Source organism: Lysobacter sp. P5_B12, from assembly GCF_056400425.1.
On record NZ_JBFULG010000001.1, the window covers coordinates 469,616 to 485,384 of the forward strand.

The 15,769-nt window shown below is 66.7% G+C and carries 15 protein-coding genes; 8 read left to right on the forward strand and 7 right to left on the reverse strand.

Annotated features, from left to right (window positions below):
* Positions 1-222 precede the first annotated feature (222 nt).
* Both AC1DOM_RS02070 and AC1DOM_RS02075 read left to right on the forward strand, forming a co-directional pair.
* Complete coding sequence (locus AC1DOM_RS02070; protein WP_498959726.1) at positions 223-2,406, forward strand: carboxy terminal-processing peptidase; 2,184 nt, start codon at positions 223-225, stop codon at positions 2,404-2,406.
* A 79-nt stretch (positions 2,407-2,485) separates the two neighbouring features.
* On the forward strand, positions 2,486-3,334 hold the full coding sequence (locus tag AC1DOM_RS02075; RefSeq protein WP_498959728.1) for a methylated-DNA--[protein]-cysteine S-methyltransferase: 849 nt from the start codon (positions 2,486-2,488) through the stop codon (positions 3,332-3,334).
* Between the two features lie 57 nt (positions 3,335-3,391).
* On the opposite strand, the gene AC1DOM_RS02080 is transcribed toward AC1DOM_RS02075, so the two are convergent.
* Entirely contained in the window at positions 3,392-3,886 is a 495-nt protein-coding gene (locus AC1DOM_RS02080; protein WP_498959729.1) for an Lrp/AsnC family transcriptional regulator, read from the reverse strand.
* A 135-nt stretch (positions 3,887-4,021) separates the two neighbouring features.
* Between AC1DOM_RS02080 and AC1DOM_RS02085 the strand changes: the two genes are divergently transcribed.
* From AC1DOM_RS02085 to AC1DOM_RS02100, 4 genes are read left to right on the forward strand one after another with little or no spacing between them, the layout of a single operon-like run.
* Positions 4,022-4,504: a DinB family protein gene (locus AC1DOM_RS02085; protein ID WP_498959732.1), complete on the forward strand. Its 483-nt coding sequence runs from the start codon at positions 4,022-4,024 to the stop codon at positions 4,502-4,504.
* The gene (yedA, locus tag AC1DOM_RS02090; protein ID WP_498959734.1) at positions 4,501-5,439 is read left to right on the forward strand and encodes a drug/metabolite exporter YedA; all 939 of its coding nucleotides are present in this window, start codon (positions 4,501-4,503) and stop codon (positions 5,437-5,439) included. Before AC1DOM_RS02085 ends, yedA begins: the two co-directional genes overlap by 4 nt.
* Entirely contained in the window at positions 5,436-6,365 is a 930-nt protein-coding gene (rarD, locus tag AC1DOM_RS02095; RefSeq protein ID WP_498959736.1) for an EamA family transporter RarD, read from the forward strand. Before yedA ends, rarD begins: the two co-directional genes overlap by 4 nt.
* A gap of 19 nt (positions 6,366-6,384) precedes the next feature.
* Positions 6,385-6,624, forward strand: a complete 240-nt coding sequence (locus AC1DOM_RS02100) for a DUF1272 domain-containing protein (RefSeq protein WP_498960207.1) — start codon at positions 6,385-6,387, stop codon at positions 6,622-6,624.
* 53 nt (positions 6,625-6,677) lie between these two features.
* Here the strand turns inward: AC1DOM_RS02100 and AC1DOM_RS02105 are convergent, their stop codons facing one another.
* The 6 genes from AC1DOM_RS02105 to AC1DOM_RS02130 all read right to left on the reverse strand — a co-directional run bounded on the left by AC1DOM_RS02105 (position 6,678) and on the right by AC1DOM_RS02130 (position 13,857).
* Entirely contained in the window at positions 6,678-7,892 is a 1,215-nt protein-coding gene (locus tag AC1DOM_RS02105; protein WP_498959738.1) for a ricin-type beta-trefoil lectin domain protein, read from the reverse strand.
* A 124-nt stretch (positions 7,893-8,016) separates the two neighbouring features.
* Positions 8,017-9,228, reverse strand: coding sequence for a ricin-type beta-trefoil lectin domain protein (locus AC1DOM_RS02110; RefSeq protein ID WP_498959740.1), 1,212 nt, complete (start codon positions 9,226-9,228; stop codon positions 8,017-8,019).
* Between the two features lie 165 nt (positions 9,229-9,393).
* Positions 9,394-10,695 carry an ABC transporter permease gene (locus AC1DOM_RS02115; protein ID WP_498959742.1) on the reverse strand — a complete coding sequence of 434 codons (1,302 nt, stop codon included), beginning with the start codon at positions 10,693-10,695 and terminating at the stop codon, positions 9,394-9,396.
* A gap of 10 nt (positions 10,696-10,705) precedes the next feature.
* Entirely contained in the window at positions 10,706-11,866 is a 1,161-nt protein-coding gene (locus tag AC1DOM_RS02120; protein ID WP_498959744.1) for an ABC transporter permease, read from the reverse strand.
* A 16-nt stretch (positions 11,867-11,882) separates the two neighbouring features.
* The gene (locus AC1DOM_RS02125) at positions 11,883-12,572 is read right to left on the reverse strand and encodes an ABC transporter ATP-binding protein (protein ID WP_498959746.1); all 690 of its coding nucleotides are present in this window, start codon (positions 12,570-12,572) and stop codon (positions 11,883-11,885) included.
* A gap of 31 nt (positions 12,573-12,603) precedes the next feature.
* A complete protein-coding gene (locus AC1DOM_RS02130) occupies positions 12,604-13,857 on the reverse strand; it encodes an efflux RND transporter periplasmic adaptor subunit (RefSeq protein ID WP_498959748.1) in 1,254 nt (417 codons plus the stop codon).
* A 193-nt stretch (positions 13,858-14,050) separates the two neighbouring features.
* On the opposite strand from AC1DOM_RS02130, the gene AC1DOM_RS02135 reads away from it, so the two are divergent.
* Both AC1DOM_RS02135 and AC1DOM_RS02140 read left to right on the forward strand, forming a co-directional pair.
* Positions 14,051-14,971 (forward strand): ABC transporter ATP-binding protein, encoded by a 921-nt coding sequence (locus tag AC1DOM_RS02135; RefSeq protein WP_498959750.1) that lies wholly within the window; start codon positions 14,051-14,053, stop codon positions 14,969-14,971.
* On the forward strand, positions 14,971-15,759 hold the full coding sequence (locus AC1DOM_RS02140; RefSeq protein WP_498959752.1) for an ABC transporter permease: 789 nt from the start codon (positions 14,971-14,973) through the stop codon (positions 15,757-15,759). Before AC1DOM_RS02135 ends, AC1DOM_RS02140 begins: the two co-directional genes overlap by 1 nt.
* The last annotated feature ends 10 nt before the right edge of the window (positions 15,760-15,769 follow it).

The following is a 15,769-nucleotide window of genomic DNA, read 5'->3' on the forward strand; positions in this document are numbered from 1 at the left end:
GGTTGGTCTTCGGATTCCGTTAACGCCACGCGAAAGCGGCCGTCCGGACTGAACCATCCCCATGGCCTGAACGCTCAGTCTCACCTTTTGCCGCTGGCGCGCGCCGGAAACTTTCGGCACTGTCGGCTTATCGATGCCAGTCGCAGTCTGGACTTGCCGTCGAATCCAAGCGGCACCCCGTTGTTCCCTTGTCGGCCCGCCCCACCGGGCCCGGAAGCGCCCATGAAGCTCAGCAAGACCCTTCCCGTCCTCACCATCGCCCTCGCGCTGTCGGCGCCGATCGCGCTGCTCGCGCGCGCCGACAACGACAACAAGTTGCCGGACGGTCCCAACGCCGCGCAGGCGAAGACCGCCGAACTGGTCTACGGCCTGTTGTCGGACAGCCGCTTCGCCTATCGCCCGCGCAATCTCGACGATGCGTTGTCGAAGGACATCTACAAGCGCTACCTCGAAGCGATGGATCCCGGGAAGCTGTTCTTCACCGCGCAGGACATCGCGAAGTTCGCGCCGTACCAGACGCAACTGGACGATGCGATCAAGAGCGGCTCGATGGATGCGCCGTACGCGATGTTCGCCATCTACAAGCAGCGCGTCGCCGAACGCACCGCGTTCGCGCGCAAGGCCCTGAAGACCGACAAGTTCGATTTCAGCGGCACCGACCGCTACGACTACGACCGCGAAAAAGCGGCGTGGGCCGACGCGGCCACGCTCGACAAGATCTGGACGCAGTCGGTCCGCAACGACTGGCTGCGCCTGAAGCTCGCCGGCAAGGCGCCCGACGACATCCGCAAGACGCTCGACAAGCGCTACGGCAACCTGACCAAGGGCGTGGAAGACCTCAACGGCGAGGACATCTTCCAGACGTTCCTGACGTCCTACGCGAATTCGATCGACCCGCACACCGATTACTTCAACCCGCGCACCGCGGCCAACTTCAACCTGACGATGTCGCTCTCGCTGGAAGGCATCGGCGCGGTGCTGCAGAAGCAGGACGAAGTGGTGGTGATCCGCGAGATCATCCCGGGCGGCCCTGCTTCGCGCAGCGGCAAGCTCAAGCCGGGCGACCGCATCGTCGCCGTCGGGCAGGGCACGTCGGGCGAGATGAAGGACGTGGTCGGCTGGCGCATCGACGATGTCGTCGAACAGATCCGCGGCAACAAGGGCACGCCCGTGCGCCTGGATGTGGTGCCGGCCGAATCGCCCGCCGACTCCAAGCCCGAGCGCCTGGTGCTCACGCGCGACAAGGTGCGCCTGGAAGAACAGGCCGCCAAGGCGCAGACGATCACCGTGCCGGGCGCCGAGGGCGCGCCCTCGCGCAAGATCGGCGTGATCAAGCTGCCCGCGTTCTACCAGGACTTCGAAGGTCGGCGGAAGAACGCGAACGACTATGCATCGGCCACGCGCGACGTCGCCAAGCTGCTCGGCCAGCTCAAGGCGCAGAAGGTCGACGGCGTGGTGCTCGACCTGCGCAACAACGGCGGCGGTTCGCTCACCGAAGCGGTGGAACTGACCGGCCTGTTCGTCGATCGCGGTCCGGTGGTGCAGGTGGTCGAATCCGGCGGACGCGTGAGCGTCGAGGACGACACGCGCGCCGGCGTCGCATGGGACGGCCCGCTCGCGGTGCTGACCAATCGCGGTTCGGCTTCGGCGTCGGAAATCTTCGCCGGCGCGATCCAGGATTACGGCCGCGGCCTGGTCATCGGTGAAACGACCTTCGGCAAGGGCACGGTGCAGAACCTGATCGACCTGGACCGCTGGCCGCAGAACGATGGCGACAAGTACGGCCAGGTGAAGCTCACCATCGCGCAGTTCTTCCGCATCAGCGGCGGCAGCACGCAGCACAAGGGCGTGGTGCCGGACATCGCCTTCCCGGTGTCGGTGGATGCCAGCGAGTTCGGCGAGAGCACCTACGACAACGCGCTGCCGTGGTCGCGCATCCAGGCGGTCGACCACACGCAGTACGGCAACTTCGCGCCGATCATTCCGCGCCTCGATTCGCTGCACGCCGCGCGCGTGGCCAAGGACAAGGAATTCCAGTGGTGGGCGCAGGACGTGGCGCAGTTCCGCGCCGAGTCGGCGAAGAAGTCGGTCTCGCTCAACGAAGCCGAACGCCGCGCCGAGCGCGACAAGTTCGAAGCCAAGACCAAGCAGCGCCAGGCCGAACGCAAGGCGCTGGGCCTGCCGCTGGATCCCTTCGCCAACGACAGCGACGATGGCCTGCAGGCCAACGAGCGCAACATCGCCGAAGACGCCAAGCGCGAGAAGCTGGAAGAGAAGCGCCCGGATCCGCTGCTGCGCGAATCGGCCGCGATCCTCGCCGATGCGCTCACGCTGCTGACCAACGACCAGAAGCTCTCGCAGCAGGTGCTGCCGGCGGCGCGGACGATGGGGCACTGGTCGGAGTAACGTTGGGTCGGAGTTTCCCGACGCGACGGCGGGCAAGAATCGGATATCGGGCGCCTTCGGGCGCCCGTATCGTTTGTACATGGACATGATCGCAACCAAGGCCAGCGACACGACGATCCGCAAGCTCGAGCACGCCCGCCGCGTGTTGGAGACGGACGAGCCCACGCTCGAGGCACTCGCGGACATCGTGGGCCTCAGCGCGTCGCATCTGCAGCGCAGCTTCACCGCGCGGTTCGGCCTCAGCCCGGCGCAATTCCTGGCGCAGCGCAAGCTCGGCGCGCTGAAGTCCGCGTTGCGCGACGGTGACGACGTGAGCGGTGCGCTGTACGACGCCGGGTATGGCTCGCCGTCGCGCGTATACGAAGACGGCGCCGCGAAACTCGGCATGACGCCGGCGCGCTACCGCGCAGGCGGGCAGGGCGAACGCATTCGCTGGAGCATCGTCGACACCGCATTGGGCCAGGCGCTGGTCGCGACCACCGAGCGCGGCATCTGCATGGTCGAACTCGGTCGCGATGCCGCGGGCCTGGAGCGCAGCCTGCACATGGAATTCCCGCAGGCGCACCTGGAACGCGTCGACGCCGGCCGCGACGAATTCCTCGCACCGCGCGTGCGCGCCGTCGCCGATGCCCTGGCCGGCAAGCAGGCGCACGTCGACCTCGACCTGCTGGGCACCGCCTTCCAGAAAAAAGTATGGGACGCGCTGATGCGCATTCCGCGCGGCGAAACCCGCAGCTATTCGGCGCTCGCCACCGACGTCGGCGCGCCGCAGGGTGCGCGTGCGATCGCCAACGCCTGCGCACACAACCGGATCGCGATCCTCGTCCCCTGCCACCGCGTGGTGCGCAACGACGGAACACTCGGGGGCTACCGCTGGGGCCTGCCGCTCAAGGAACACCTGCTGCGTCGCGAGCAGGCCGCCGCGTAATCTCCCTCCCGTGCTTGCAGGGGAGGGCCGGGGTGGGGTTGCGGCTTATCGAGCGATTTACTTCTTCCGCTTGGCAGGCGCGCGCGTCGGCAGATGCAACCCCAGCTTGATCGGCTCGAACACCATGCGCGTCTCGTAGCGCTTCAGCGTCTCGTCGTTTCCGAACAAGCGCTCGGCGACTTCGCGCGTATGCGGCAGCCCCGTTGTTGCGAGGATCACCAGGTAATCCCATTCACCCGCCAGCACGTAACACTGCTGCACTTCGGCCGAGCTGCGCATGCGCGCATAGAACGCCGCGTGGTGGCGGGCCGATTCCCGCTCCAGCGCCACCAGCACCGTGGCCAACGTGACGTTGCCGAGCATCGCCGGATTCAGCACGGCCACCTGCCGCATCAGGCCCGATTCGCGATAGCGCTTGATGCGCCGCTGCACGGCGCTGGCGGACAGGCCCACCTCGTCGCCGAGCGCCGACAGCGTGGCGTCGGCGTCGCGTTGCAGCAGTTCGAGCAGCCGGTGGTCGAATTCGTCCAGTGCGAAGGGCGTGGTCGACATCGTGTTGGCTCGCAGGGTGATGCGCGTCTTCGCGCCATGCAAGATTCTTGCGCGCAAACGCACGAATTTTCAAGCGCGATTCCGGTCGGCTCGCTAGAGTGCTCGCTTCCGACCTCCCCCTCGTCGGGAGCCCAGATGCAGGACCCGATCCTCGCTTCCCTCGCGCAGTTCCCGCAGCTCCTGCGCGCGCATTACGCAGCGATTCCCGTCCGCCACGCCCGCTTCCGGCCGGCGGCCTGGGACGGCTGCCCGAGCGAACACTTCGACCCGCTGCACCAGCTCTGGCACCTGCGCGACATCGAGCGCGAGGGCTACCACGTGCGCTTCGGCCGCACGCTGGCAGAGCACGCGCCGCTGCTCGACGACATCGACAGTTACGCACTCGCCGAATCCAGGGGCGAGCGGGGCAGCGCGGAACAGGCGCTCGACGAATTCGAAGCGGCGCGCGGGCAAACCATCGCGCTGCTTGCCGCGCTGACGCCGGAGCAACTCGAACGCCCGGCGACCTTCGACGGCTTCGGCCCGGTCACCGTGCGCAGCCTGATGCATCTGTTGTGCAGCCACGACCACCAACACCTCGCGGGCCTGCAATGGCTCGCCGCACGAGCCCTTGCATGAGCACGCCTCTCAAACCCGCCACCCCGCTCGCCGTCGGACTGGCGCTCGCGTCGGTCTACATCCTGTGGGGCTCGACCTACCTCGCGATCCGCTTCGCCTTGCACGGCTATCCGCCGTTCCTGCTCGCGGCGATCCGCATGGCGATCGCCGGTTCGATCATGTACGCGGTGTTGCGCATGCGCGGCGTGGCCGCACCGACGAAGAAGCAATGGATCACGCTCGCCAAGCTCTCGATCTTCATGGTCGTGCTGTCCAATGCGTTGGTGAACAAGGCCGAGACGCAAGTGGGTTCGGGCCTGGCGGCGATCGCGGTCGCGTCGATGCCGCTGTTCGCGGGCGTGTTCGCAATGCTCAAGGGCCGCCATCCCACGCGCATGGAATGGAGCGGCCTGATCGTCGGTTTCCTCGGCGTGATCTGGCTCAGTGTTGGCGGTGAGCTGTCGGGTTCGAAGCTCGGTTTGATCTGCCTGATCATCGCGCCGCTGGCATGGGCGTGGGGCTCGATCTGGTCGCGCGACCAGGACCTGCCCGAACCCTTCATGGCCGCCGCGGGCCAGATGCTCGTCGGCACGCTGTGGTTGATCGTCGTCGCGCTCGTCGCGGGCGAACGCATCACGACGATGCCGAGTTTCGAATCCACCGCCGCGCTGTTGTACCTGGTCGTCGCCGGTTCGATCTTCGGCTTCACCGCGTATATCTGGTTGTTGCACCACGTGCGGCCGGCGCTCGCGACCAGCTACGCGTACGTGAACCCGCCGCTCGCCGTGCTGATCGGCGCGCTGATCGGTGGTGAATCCTTCACCACGCACGACCTGGGCGCGATGGCCGTGATCCTCGCCGGCGTGGTGCTGATCACGCTGGCGAAAGCGCGCGCTGCATCTCCGGCGCCGACGCCGGCGGCCGTGCGCGAAGCGGCCGAGGAGCCGGTGGCGTGAGCGAACAGACGCTGGACCGCCGCGGCCTGTGGATCGCGATCGCCTCCTTCCTGCTGTGGGGCGTCATGCCGTTGTGGTGGCACCTGATGAAGTCGGTGCCCTCGCTGCAGATCGTGCTGCATCGCATCGCGTGGAGCGCGGTGATCGTCGGCGGATTCCTGTTCTGGCGCGACGGACGCGGCTGGCTCAAAAGCGCGCTGGCCAAACCACGGACGTGGTGGATGCTCGCCTTGTCCGGCGTGCTGATCGGCTTCAACTGGGGCCTGTACATCTGGGCGGTGAATGCCGGGCACGTCGTGGAATCGAGCCTGGGTTACTTCATCAATCCGCTGCTGAACGTGTTGCTCGGCGTGGTCTTCCTTCGCGAACGGCTCGGACGCGTGCAATGGGTGTCGGTGGCCATCGCGACGCTGGGCGTGGCGTGGCTGACCTTCCGTTTCGGCCAGTTGCCGTGGATCGCGCTGGCGCTCGCGGTGTCCTTCGCGTTGTACGGATTGATCCGCAAGATCGCCGCGGTGGATTCGATCACCGGCCTGGGCATCGAAGGTGCGTACTTGTTCCTGCCGGTCGTGGCGGTGCTCGCGTGGAGCGAAACGCACGGGCAGGGCGGGTTCCTCGACGGCTATGGCACGGCGATGAGCCTGATGCTGATCGTCAGCGGCGCGCTCACCGCACTGCCGCTGGTGGGCTTCGCCTACGCGGTGCGTCGCGTGCCGCTGTCGATCATCGGCCTGTTGCAATACGTCGCGCCGACGATGCAATTCCTGATCGGCGTGTTCGTCTTCCACGAAGCCTTCGACCGCGACCGCGCCGTCGGCTTTGCGTGCATCTGGGTCGCACTGGCGATCTTCGCCGTCGACGGCGCGCTGCGCGCGCGCCGGGCGAATGCACGCGCGACACTGGTTCCCGCCAACGCTTCACGCTGAGGGTTGCCCCATGCTCCAGATGCGCCCCAACTGCGAATGCTGCGACAAGGATCTGCCGCCGGATGCCCACGACGCGGTGATCTGTTCCTTCGAATGCACCTTCTGCGCCGACTGCGCGATCGGCGTGTTGAAGGGCCGCTGCCCGAATTGCGGCGGCACCTTCGCGCCGCGTCCCACGCGCGCGGCGCACTTGCTGGCGAAGTCCCCGGCTTCGAGCGCGCGGATTTTCAAGCCCGAAGGCTGCCGGCAAGCAGGCTGAGCGACGAACCTCGTTGAGAGACGGGCGCGCGCGACGCCCGTCCCGATGCCGCGTTACGGCGCCCCGCGTGCCGCGAACTGCTGTGCCGCCAACAGCGGCTCACACGGCTGCAACGACAGATGGTTGCCGGTTGCGCCGAGCGTGATGCAGCGCTGCGTGCCCGCCATCTTGCTGCGCAGTTGTCCGCTCTCCGTCCGCTCCCAGCGCTGATACGCCTGGTCGTTGCACGCATACGTGATCACGCGCGCGCCGTCCTTGTTCTGGCCGTGCTCCGCGCCCAGGCACAGCGTGCCGGCTTCGAGCCTCTCGTTCGCGAAGCGGAAGGTCTGGTTCGTACGACCGTGGCAAGCGTACGCCGCGAGGTGACGCCCCAGCGCGATGCTTCCCGCGACTTCGACGCAGTGGCCATTCACCGCGCTCGTCAGCCGCCCATCCTGCGTGACCCGCACGTTGCGCACTTCGTGGTGGGGCCGGCTATTGTGATCTCCCCAGAGGCCGAACTGCACCAGCGGCGGCAGCGGTTTTGCGATCGCCAGTTGCGTATAGATCGGCTTTCCGTCGATCTTCATGTCCAGCGTGTAGCCACCGCCGAGGGCCGGCGTTACCTGCGCATCGACAGCGCGGACGAATCCGCGTGCAACCGCTTCCTCGCGCGTGGTGCAATGCCGCGCTTGGATTCGGTCTCCGTGCCAGGTGTCGTAGTTGCCGCATGTCAGCCACATCGGGGCCTGGTCGCGCGCGACCACCGTGTTGTCGGCGCGGACGACCACGCGATTGAACTTCTCCCAGAATTCGAAGGGACCGTTGCACACATCGTAGTACGACCCTTCGTGGCCCATGTTCACCATGAGCGCCGACGAGGCGCAATCGAGGGCCTTGCCGTCCTTGTGCAGCTCCGGTCCCTTGGTCGGGTCGAGGAGATGGAACCCCGCATTGGGCCCGATGTTTTTCCGCGTGTTGTACGACAGGAATTCGAACTGGATGCGAATCGGCACTCGCGTATCCAGCAGCGTGGGCGACGTCGCATAGGCCATCTGCGTCAGCGTGGGCGCGTGCGCCATCATGGTCAGCCAGCCACTTCCGTTCATCGACGGCGGCGTGCGCTCGGCGCCCGGAGTGGCCATCCAGTAGAGTTCAGAGGTGAGCGCCCAGCCTTGGGCAGTGGTCGCATCGGTGAAGTCGCCGACGATTTCCTCGGCGTGTGCGCCGCTCGCGAACAGGGACAGCAGGAGCGCGCTCAGCGCGATCGCTCGTTTACAACGCTGCATTCTCGGAAAATCCTTTCAGGGGCGCGGAGTGCGCCGCGCGCAACCATGTCGGATCCGTCGTCACCGGCCTATGCGAAGTCTCTGCGTTGGAGGCCGCGCATTGCGCGGCCCCCAGGGACAACACTTACGGCGCCCCGCGCACCGCGAACTGCTGTGCGGCCAGCATCGGCTCACACGGCTGCAACGACAGATGGTTGCCGGTTGCGCCCAGCGTGATGCAGCGCTGCGTTCCCTCCATCTTGCTGCGCAACTGTCCGGTCTGAGTCCGCTCCCAGCGCTGATACGCCTGGTCGTTGCACGCATACGTGAGCACGCGCGCGCCGTCCTTGTTCTGGCCGTGCTCCGCACCCAGGCAGAAGGTGCCGCTTTCGAGCCTGTCGTTCGCGAAGCGGAAGGTCTGGTTCGCACGGCCGTGGCAGGCATACGCCGCGAGGTGACGCCCCAGTGCGATGCTGCCTGCGACTTCGACGCAGTGGCCATTCACCGCGCTCATCAGCCGCGCATCCTGCGTGATCCGCACGTTGCGCACTTCATGGTGAGGCCGGCCGAAGTGCTCGGCCCACAGGCCGAACTGCACCAGCGGCGGAAGCGGTTTTGCGATCGCCACTTGCGTATAGACCGGCTTTCCGTCGACCTTCATGTCCAGCGTGTAGCCGCCGGCGAGGGTCGGCGCGAGTTGCGCATCGACTACGCGGACGAATCCGCGCGTCACCGCCTCATCGCGGGTGGTGCAGTGCCGTGCATCGATGCGTTCGCCGCCCCAGCCGTCGTAGTTGCCGCAGCTCAGCCACATCGGGGCCTGGTCGCGCGCGACGACCGTGTTGTCGGCGCGGACGACGGCACGATTGAACTTGTTCCAGGCTTCATACGCACCATTGCACTCGTCGTAGTACAGCCCTTCGTGGCCCATGCTGACCATGAGCGCCGAAGAGGCGCAGTGATGCGCCTTGCCTGACTCGTGCATCTCCGGCCCCTTCGCCGGATCCAGCAGATGGAAGCCCGCGACGGCGCCGATGTTCTTCCGCGTGTCGTAGGACAGGAACTCGTACTGGATGCGAATGGGCGCTCGCGTATCGAGCAGCGTGGACGAGGTCGCATAGGACATCTGCTCCCCCGTTTGCGAGAGCGCCATCAGGCTCAGCCAGCCCGTCCCGTTCATCGATGGCGGCGTGACCACGGCGCCCGGTGCGGCCATCCACATGCGCTCGGAGGCGAGCGTCCAGCCCTGGGCCGTCGTCGCGCTGGTGAAATCGCCCACGATTTCCGCGGCACAGGCGCCACTTGCGAAGGACAACAGGAGCGCGCCCAGCGCGATGGATCGTTTACAACGCTGCATTCTCGAAAAATCCTTTCAGGGGCGCGGAGTGCGCCGCGCGCACGTTGTCGGATCCTTCGTCACTGGCCTATGCGAATTCTCTCCGTGGCGTGCCGAGCGGAGCGCATCGAACAAAAAAAGAGGCCGCGCATTGCGCGGCCTCCAGGGACAACGCCGGCTTGACGATCACGCCGCGCGCAAGGCCTCCGTCACCGGCAAGCGCGCCGCGCGCAATGCGGGGAACAAGCCGCCGACCAGGCCGATGCCGAGCGCCCACTTCAACCCGGTCCAGAGCAACTGCGGGGTGACGCGGAACTGGAACACGACCTGGCTGAAGTTGTTGCCCAGCGTCGAGACGGTGTGCCCGTTGAACAGCAGCCACGCGATCGCCGCGCCCAGCAAACCGCCGAGCAGCGCGAGCAACATCGTCTCCAGCATCACCGCCGTCACCACCGGCAGGCCGCGGAAGCCGATCGCGCGCATCGTCGCGATTTCGCGCGCGCGTCCGGCCACCGCCGCGTACATCGAATTCAGCGCGCCGAAGATCGCGCCGACCGCCATGATCGTGCCGATCACGATGCCGAGGATCGACAGGAACTTGGTCAGGTTCTCCGACTGCTTGGCGTAATAGTCATGCGTGGTCGAGACGTCGAGCTTCAGGCGCGGATCGGCGGCGAGTGCGCCGCTCAATTGCTTGAAACCATTCTTGCCGTCGAGCTTCACCGTCACCGACTGGAACGCCTGGCGCTGGTACGCCGGGCCCAGCACGTCGGCATCGGCCCACAACTCCGATTCGTTCGAATCGCCCGATTCGAACACGCCCACCACCGTCCAGATCTGGTTGGCGAGGTTGAGTTGCTTGCCGACTTCCAGGCCACGGAACTGCCGTTGCGCGCCGCGCCCGACGACCATCTCGCGCAGGCCGCCGTTGAACTTGCGGCCCTCGACGATCTTCAGGTTCGGGCGGATCGTCCACGCATCCGGCCCGACGCCGCGGAACTGCACGTTGGTATCGGTGCCGTCGGCCTTGCTCTGCAGGTTGACGACCTGCGAGAGCTCCGGCGACACGATCGGACGCCCGTCGGGGCCGCGCGCGATGCCGGCCAGCGCGGAGATCAGCGGGACCTGGTCGCGCGTGATCACCGAGTTGGTCTCGGCTTGCGAACCACCGCGCAACACGATCGCCGTGTCGGTGCCGCCGGTGTTCGACAGCGTGGCCCGGAAGCCTTCGCCCATCGCGAGCATCGCCACCAGCACGCCGACCACGCCGGCGATGCCGACGACGATGACGAGCGAGGCACCCCAGCGTTGCGGAAGTCCCGCGATGCCGATGCTCGTGGCCGCGCGCGCCAGTGCACCGCTACGCGTGGTGAACAACCAGATGGCGACGAGCGCGGCGAGGATGAGCATGCCGTAGGGCACGAACGCCGCGGCCACCAGCACGACGGCGAGCAGGAGCAGGAGGAGCAGGTTCACAAGAATCTTCATGTGGTTCTCCTCAGCGGCCCGCGAGGGCGTCGACGATGTTCAGGCGCATCGCGCGCAGCGCCGGCAGCAGGCCCGACAGCACGCCGAACACCAGCATGAGCACCAGCCCGGTGATCCAGCTTTCGGCCGGCAAGGACGACGGCAACTGGATGAAGCCGCCGCTGCCCTTGGTCGTGGCGATCATCGCGATGGGCGCGAGCGCAAGGCCGATGACCGCGCCGATGGCGACGAGCAGCACCGATTCGCCCAGCACCAGCATCAGGATGCTGCGGTTGGTGAAGCCGATTGTCTTGAGCACCGCCAGTTCCGGGATGCGTTCGCGCACGGCCTGCGCCATCGTGTTGCCGGTGAGCAGCAACAGGGTGAAAAACACCGCGCCCATGATCCCGCTCACGATCATGCCGATGTCGGCGATCTGCTTGATGAAGGCCTTGTTGAACGCTTCTTCGGTCTGCGTCTTGGTTTCGTGGTCGGAGTTGGCCGAGAGCTTGTCGATCGCCTTGGCGACGCGATCGGCGCTGTCGGCGTTGTCCAGTTGCACGATGTACCAGCCCACGCGGCCCTTGACGTAGTCGTTGGACTCGTCGAAGTAATTCCAGTGGAACAGCATCACCGCTTCCTGGCCTTTCCGCTTTTCGTCCTCGACCTTGAAGATGCCGTCGAGGCGGAAGGTCCAGTCGTTGCTGCCCTTGGTCGGGAAGATCGTCGCCTGCAGCGGGATGGTGTCGCCGATCTTCCAGCCGAACTTCTTGGCCAGCGTTTCGCCGACGACCGCGCCGACGCGATCGGATTCCCAGGCCTTGCGCTGGTCGGCAGGCAACACGTACTCGGGATACAGATCCAGGTAGTCGGGGCCGACCGAGAAGTTGGGGAAGAAGTTTTCCGGCTTTTGGTAGATGCCGCCGAACCACGCCGCGTACGAGGATTTCTTCACCCCGTCGATCGAGCGGATCTGCGAATCCAGGCTGTAAGGCAGCATCTGCGTCAGCGACAGGCGCGAGGACGCGATCATGCGGTTGGCGCCGGTGACGCTGCCGCCGGAATTGAAGGCGACGCGCACCGAGTCCAGCATGCCGAACAGGAAGAACGCCGTGATCACCGAGAACAGGGTGAGGAACGTGCGTGTCTTGGAGCGGAACAGGGCCGCCCAGATCAGGTGGAAATATTTCATCGCTGGCCTCCGGCGATCACGCGTGGACGGCTTGTTCGACGAGGTTGCCCTTGTCGAGGTGCAGCGTGTGCGTGGCGTACTCGGCCGCCTTCGGATCGTGCGTCACCATCACGATGGTCTTGTTGTGATCGCGATTGAGCATCTGCAGCAGCCCGAGGATTTCCTCGGCCGATGCACGGTCCAGGTCGCCGGTGGGTTCGTCGCAGATCAGCAGCGTGGGGTCGGACACGATCGCGCGCGCGATCGCCACGCGCTGCTGCTGGCCGCCGGAAAGCTCGGACGGGCGATGCTTGCCGCGATCCTTCAGGCCGACCAGCTCCAGCGCGATCTCCGCGTTGCGCTTGCGCTGCGCGGCCGAGAGCTTGGTGAGCAGCAGCGGCAGTTCGACGTTCTTCTGCGCGGTGAGCGTCGGCATCAGGTTGTAGAACTGGAACACGAAGCCGACGTGGTTGCTGCGCCAGTTCGACAACTGCCCGGACGCGAGCTGGTCGATGCGTGCGCCACCCACCGAGATCTCGCCGCCCGAAGGCGTATCCAGGCCGCCGATGAGATTCAGCAGCGTGGTCTTGCCCGAGCCAGACGGGCCCATCAGCGCGACGAAATCGCCCTCGTCGATATCCAGGTCCAGGCCGTGCAGGACGTCGACGGTCTCCGGACCGCGGCGGTACTTCTTGTGCAGGTTGCGGATGCTGACGAGGGTGGACATGCGAACTCCGGGGGGTGTGTGCGGATGGGAGTTACTGCGCTTCGGTTTTTTTCTGCTTGATGCGGCCGCCGTCGACCAGCGATTCGGGCGGGCTGAGCACGACGGTGTCGCCACCGCTCAGGCCATCGACGATCTCGCGATCGTCTCCCAGCGTGCGGCCGACCTTCACGGCGCGCTGCTGCGCTTTATCTTCGGCGACCACGAACACGACGTCGTTGCCGCCGCGATCGACGATCGCATTCGCGGGCGCGAGCACCGTCGGCTTGCGCGGCGCGGCGTCCTTCGGCGGTGCGGCTTCCAGGAAGCTCACGCGCGCGCCCATGTCGGGCACGATGCGCGCGTCCTTCTGGTCCACCGCCACGCGCACCTTCACCGTTGCCTTGCCGCGGTCGGCGGCGGGAATGATGGCGATGACGTGGCCGGGGATCTTCCAGTCGGGATAGGCGTTGAGCATGGTTTGCGTGGGCATGCCGGGCTTCACGCGGCCGATGAAGGCCTCGCCGACTTCCACTTCGACTTCCAGCGAATCCATGTCGACGATGGTGCCGATGCCCGTGCGCGTGAAGCCGCCACCGGCCGACAAGGGCGAAACGATTTCGCCCGGCTGCGCGGCCTTGGCGATCACGATGCCCGCGAACGGCGCGCGCACGATGGTGTTGTCCATGCCCAGGTCGGCGATGCGCAGGCGATCGTTGGCCACGCGCGCGTTGCGCTGCGCGGTCAGCAATTGCGAGCGCAATGCATCGCGTTCGGCGACGGCCTGGTCGTACTGCGCTTTCGCGACGAGCTGCTGCTTCACCAGTCCATCCAAGCGCCCGACGTTGGCTTCGGCTTCCTTCAGCTGTGCCTGCACCATGCCGATCTGGCTCTGCGCGGCGCCGACCTGCGAGGACATCAGCTCGCGCTCGGCGTCGGCATCGATCGGATCGAGCGTCGCCATGACCTGGCCCGCTTCGACGTGCATGCCTTCTTCGATCTTGATCTCGCGCACCTTGCCGGTGATCTTCGCCGACACCGTCGCCATGCGCCGCGCGACCATGTAACCGGTCGCATCGAGCACCGTGGCCGCACCACCGCCGCTGGCGCCACCGACGGTGGTCACCTGCGCGGTTTCGACTTCGATCGCCTTGTCGTGTCCCAGTGCCGCCCAGGCACCGACGATCGCCGCGAACGCGCCGCCGAAGATGGCAAGCAACGCCCAGCGCTTCCGCGACGGCGGCGCGGGCGGGGGCGCACTGCGGTCGATGCGCAATTCCTTCAACAGATCGGCGGACGCGTTGGGCATGGTGGTCCAGGGACGGAGGGAGGCGCCTAGTGTGACCAAGCAGGCAGGCGGATGCCATTGACAGGGGCGCAGCCTACGGAAGGCCGCCCCCGGGCGCACCTGACGCATGTCATGTGCTTTGCATGAAGGTCCGGACTGGGACGCGGCCCGGCGCGAGCGCAGCATCGTCTCCACATTCACGTGGAGCTTCGACATGTCCAGCTTCGAGGGCGCACTCGCGCGCCTGCACCAGGCAAGCAAGTCCTACGGCAAGGTGCGCGCGCTGGACGGCGTCGACCTGACCCTGCGCGGCGGCGAGCTGCTCGCACTGCTCGGCCCCAACGGCGCGGGCAAGACCACGGCGATCGGCCTGTTCCTCGGATTGCTGCGCGCCGACGGCGGCACGGTCGAACTGTTCGGGCAGGATCCGCAGGAAATCGCCGCGCGTCGCCATATCGGCGTGATGTTGCAGAACGCGCAACTGCCGCCGACCTTGCGCGTCGGCGAACTCATTCGCCTTGCCGCCAGCTATTACCCCTCGCCGCGCACCGTGCAGGAGAGCGCGGACCTGGCCGGCGTCGCCGATCTGCTGAAGCGTCCGTACGGCAAGTTGTCCGGCGGCCAGCAACGTCGCGTGCAATTCGCGCTCGCTCTGTGCGGCCGTCCCAAGCTGCTGTTCCTCGACGAACCGACCGTGGGCATGGACATCGAAGCGCGCCAGAAGCTGTGGGCCGCGATTCGCCACCTCGTCGCCGAAGGCAACGGCGTGGTCCTCACCACGCATTACCTGGAAGAAGCCGAAGCACTCGCCGACCGCGTGTGCGTGATGGCGAAGGGGCGCGTACTCATGGAAGGCACCGTCGATACGCTGCGCGCACGCGTGGCGATGAAGCGCGTGCGCTGCGTGACGCAGTTGCCGATCGAAATCATCCGGGCTTGGCCGGGCGTCGTGGAGATCGCGCACGAAGGCGATCGCCTGTGCATCAGCACCGAACATGCCGAAGATGTCGTGCGTCGCCTGCTCGCACTCGATGCCGACCTGCGCGGGCTGGAAGTCCGCGCAGCGGGCCTGGCCGAAGCCTTCACCGAACTGACGCGCGACGATGCCGTCGCCACCTTGCAGGAGGCCGCGTGATGTCCGATCTGTCGATCCTCTCCGAACGCCCGCGCATCGACACGATGCCGCGCACCCGCGTGCTCAACGCCTACCTGCAGGAAATGCGCGCCGAGTGCCTGCGCTACCTGCGCAACCCCGGCTTCATGCTGCCGACGCTGTTGTTCCCGACGGTGTTCTATTTGATGTTCGGCGTGTTCCTCGCGCGCCCCGGCAGCGACGCGGGCCGCTATCTGCTCGCCGCCTACGGCACCTTCGGCGTGATGGCGCCGGGCCTGTTCGGCTTCGGCGTGTCGATGGCGATGGAACGCGAGAACGGCCTGCTCACGCTCAAGCGCGCACTGCCGATGCCGCCCTTCGCCTATCTGTTCGGCAAGATGGTCATGGCGATGGGTGTCGCGGCCGGCGTGCTGACCCTGCTGGTGTTGCTCGCGGTGTTCGCCGCGCACGTGCCGGTGACCGGTGCGCAGATCGCCGCGCTGTATCTGTCGAACGTGCCGGGCGTGTTGCCCTTCTGCGCGCTGGGCCTGCTGCTCGGCACGCTGGTGAAGGGCCAGGGCGCGCCGGCGGTCATCAACATGCTGTACCTGCCGATGGCCTTCCTCTCGGGCCTCTGGTTCCCGATCCAGAGCCTGCCGAAGGCGATGCAGGCCATCGCGCCCGCGCTCCCGAGTTTCCATCTCAATGCGCTTGCGCTGGACGCGGTGGACATCGCGCACGTCAATCCATGGCCGCACGTCACGCTCCTGTTGGGCTTCACGGTCGCCGTGTCGTGGCTCGCCGCGCGGCGCCTGCGCAAGGTGGGTTGAAGCCCGCTAG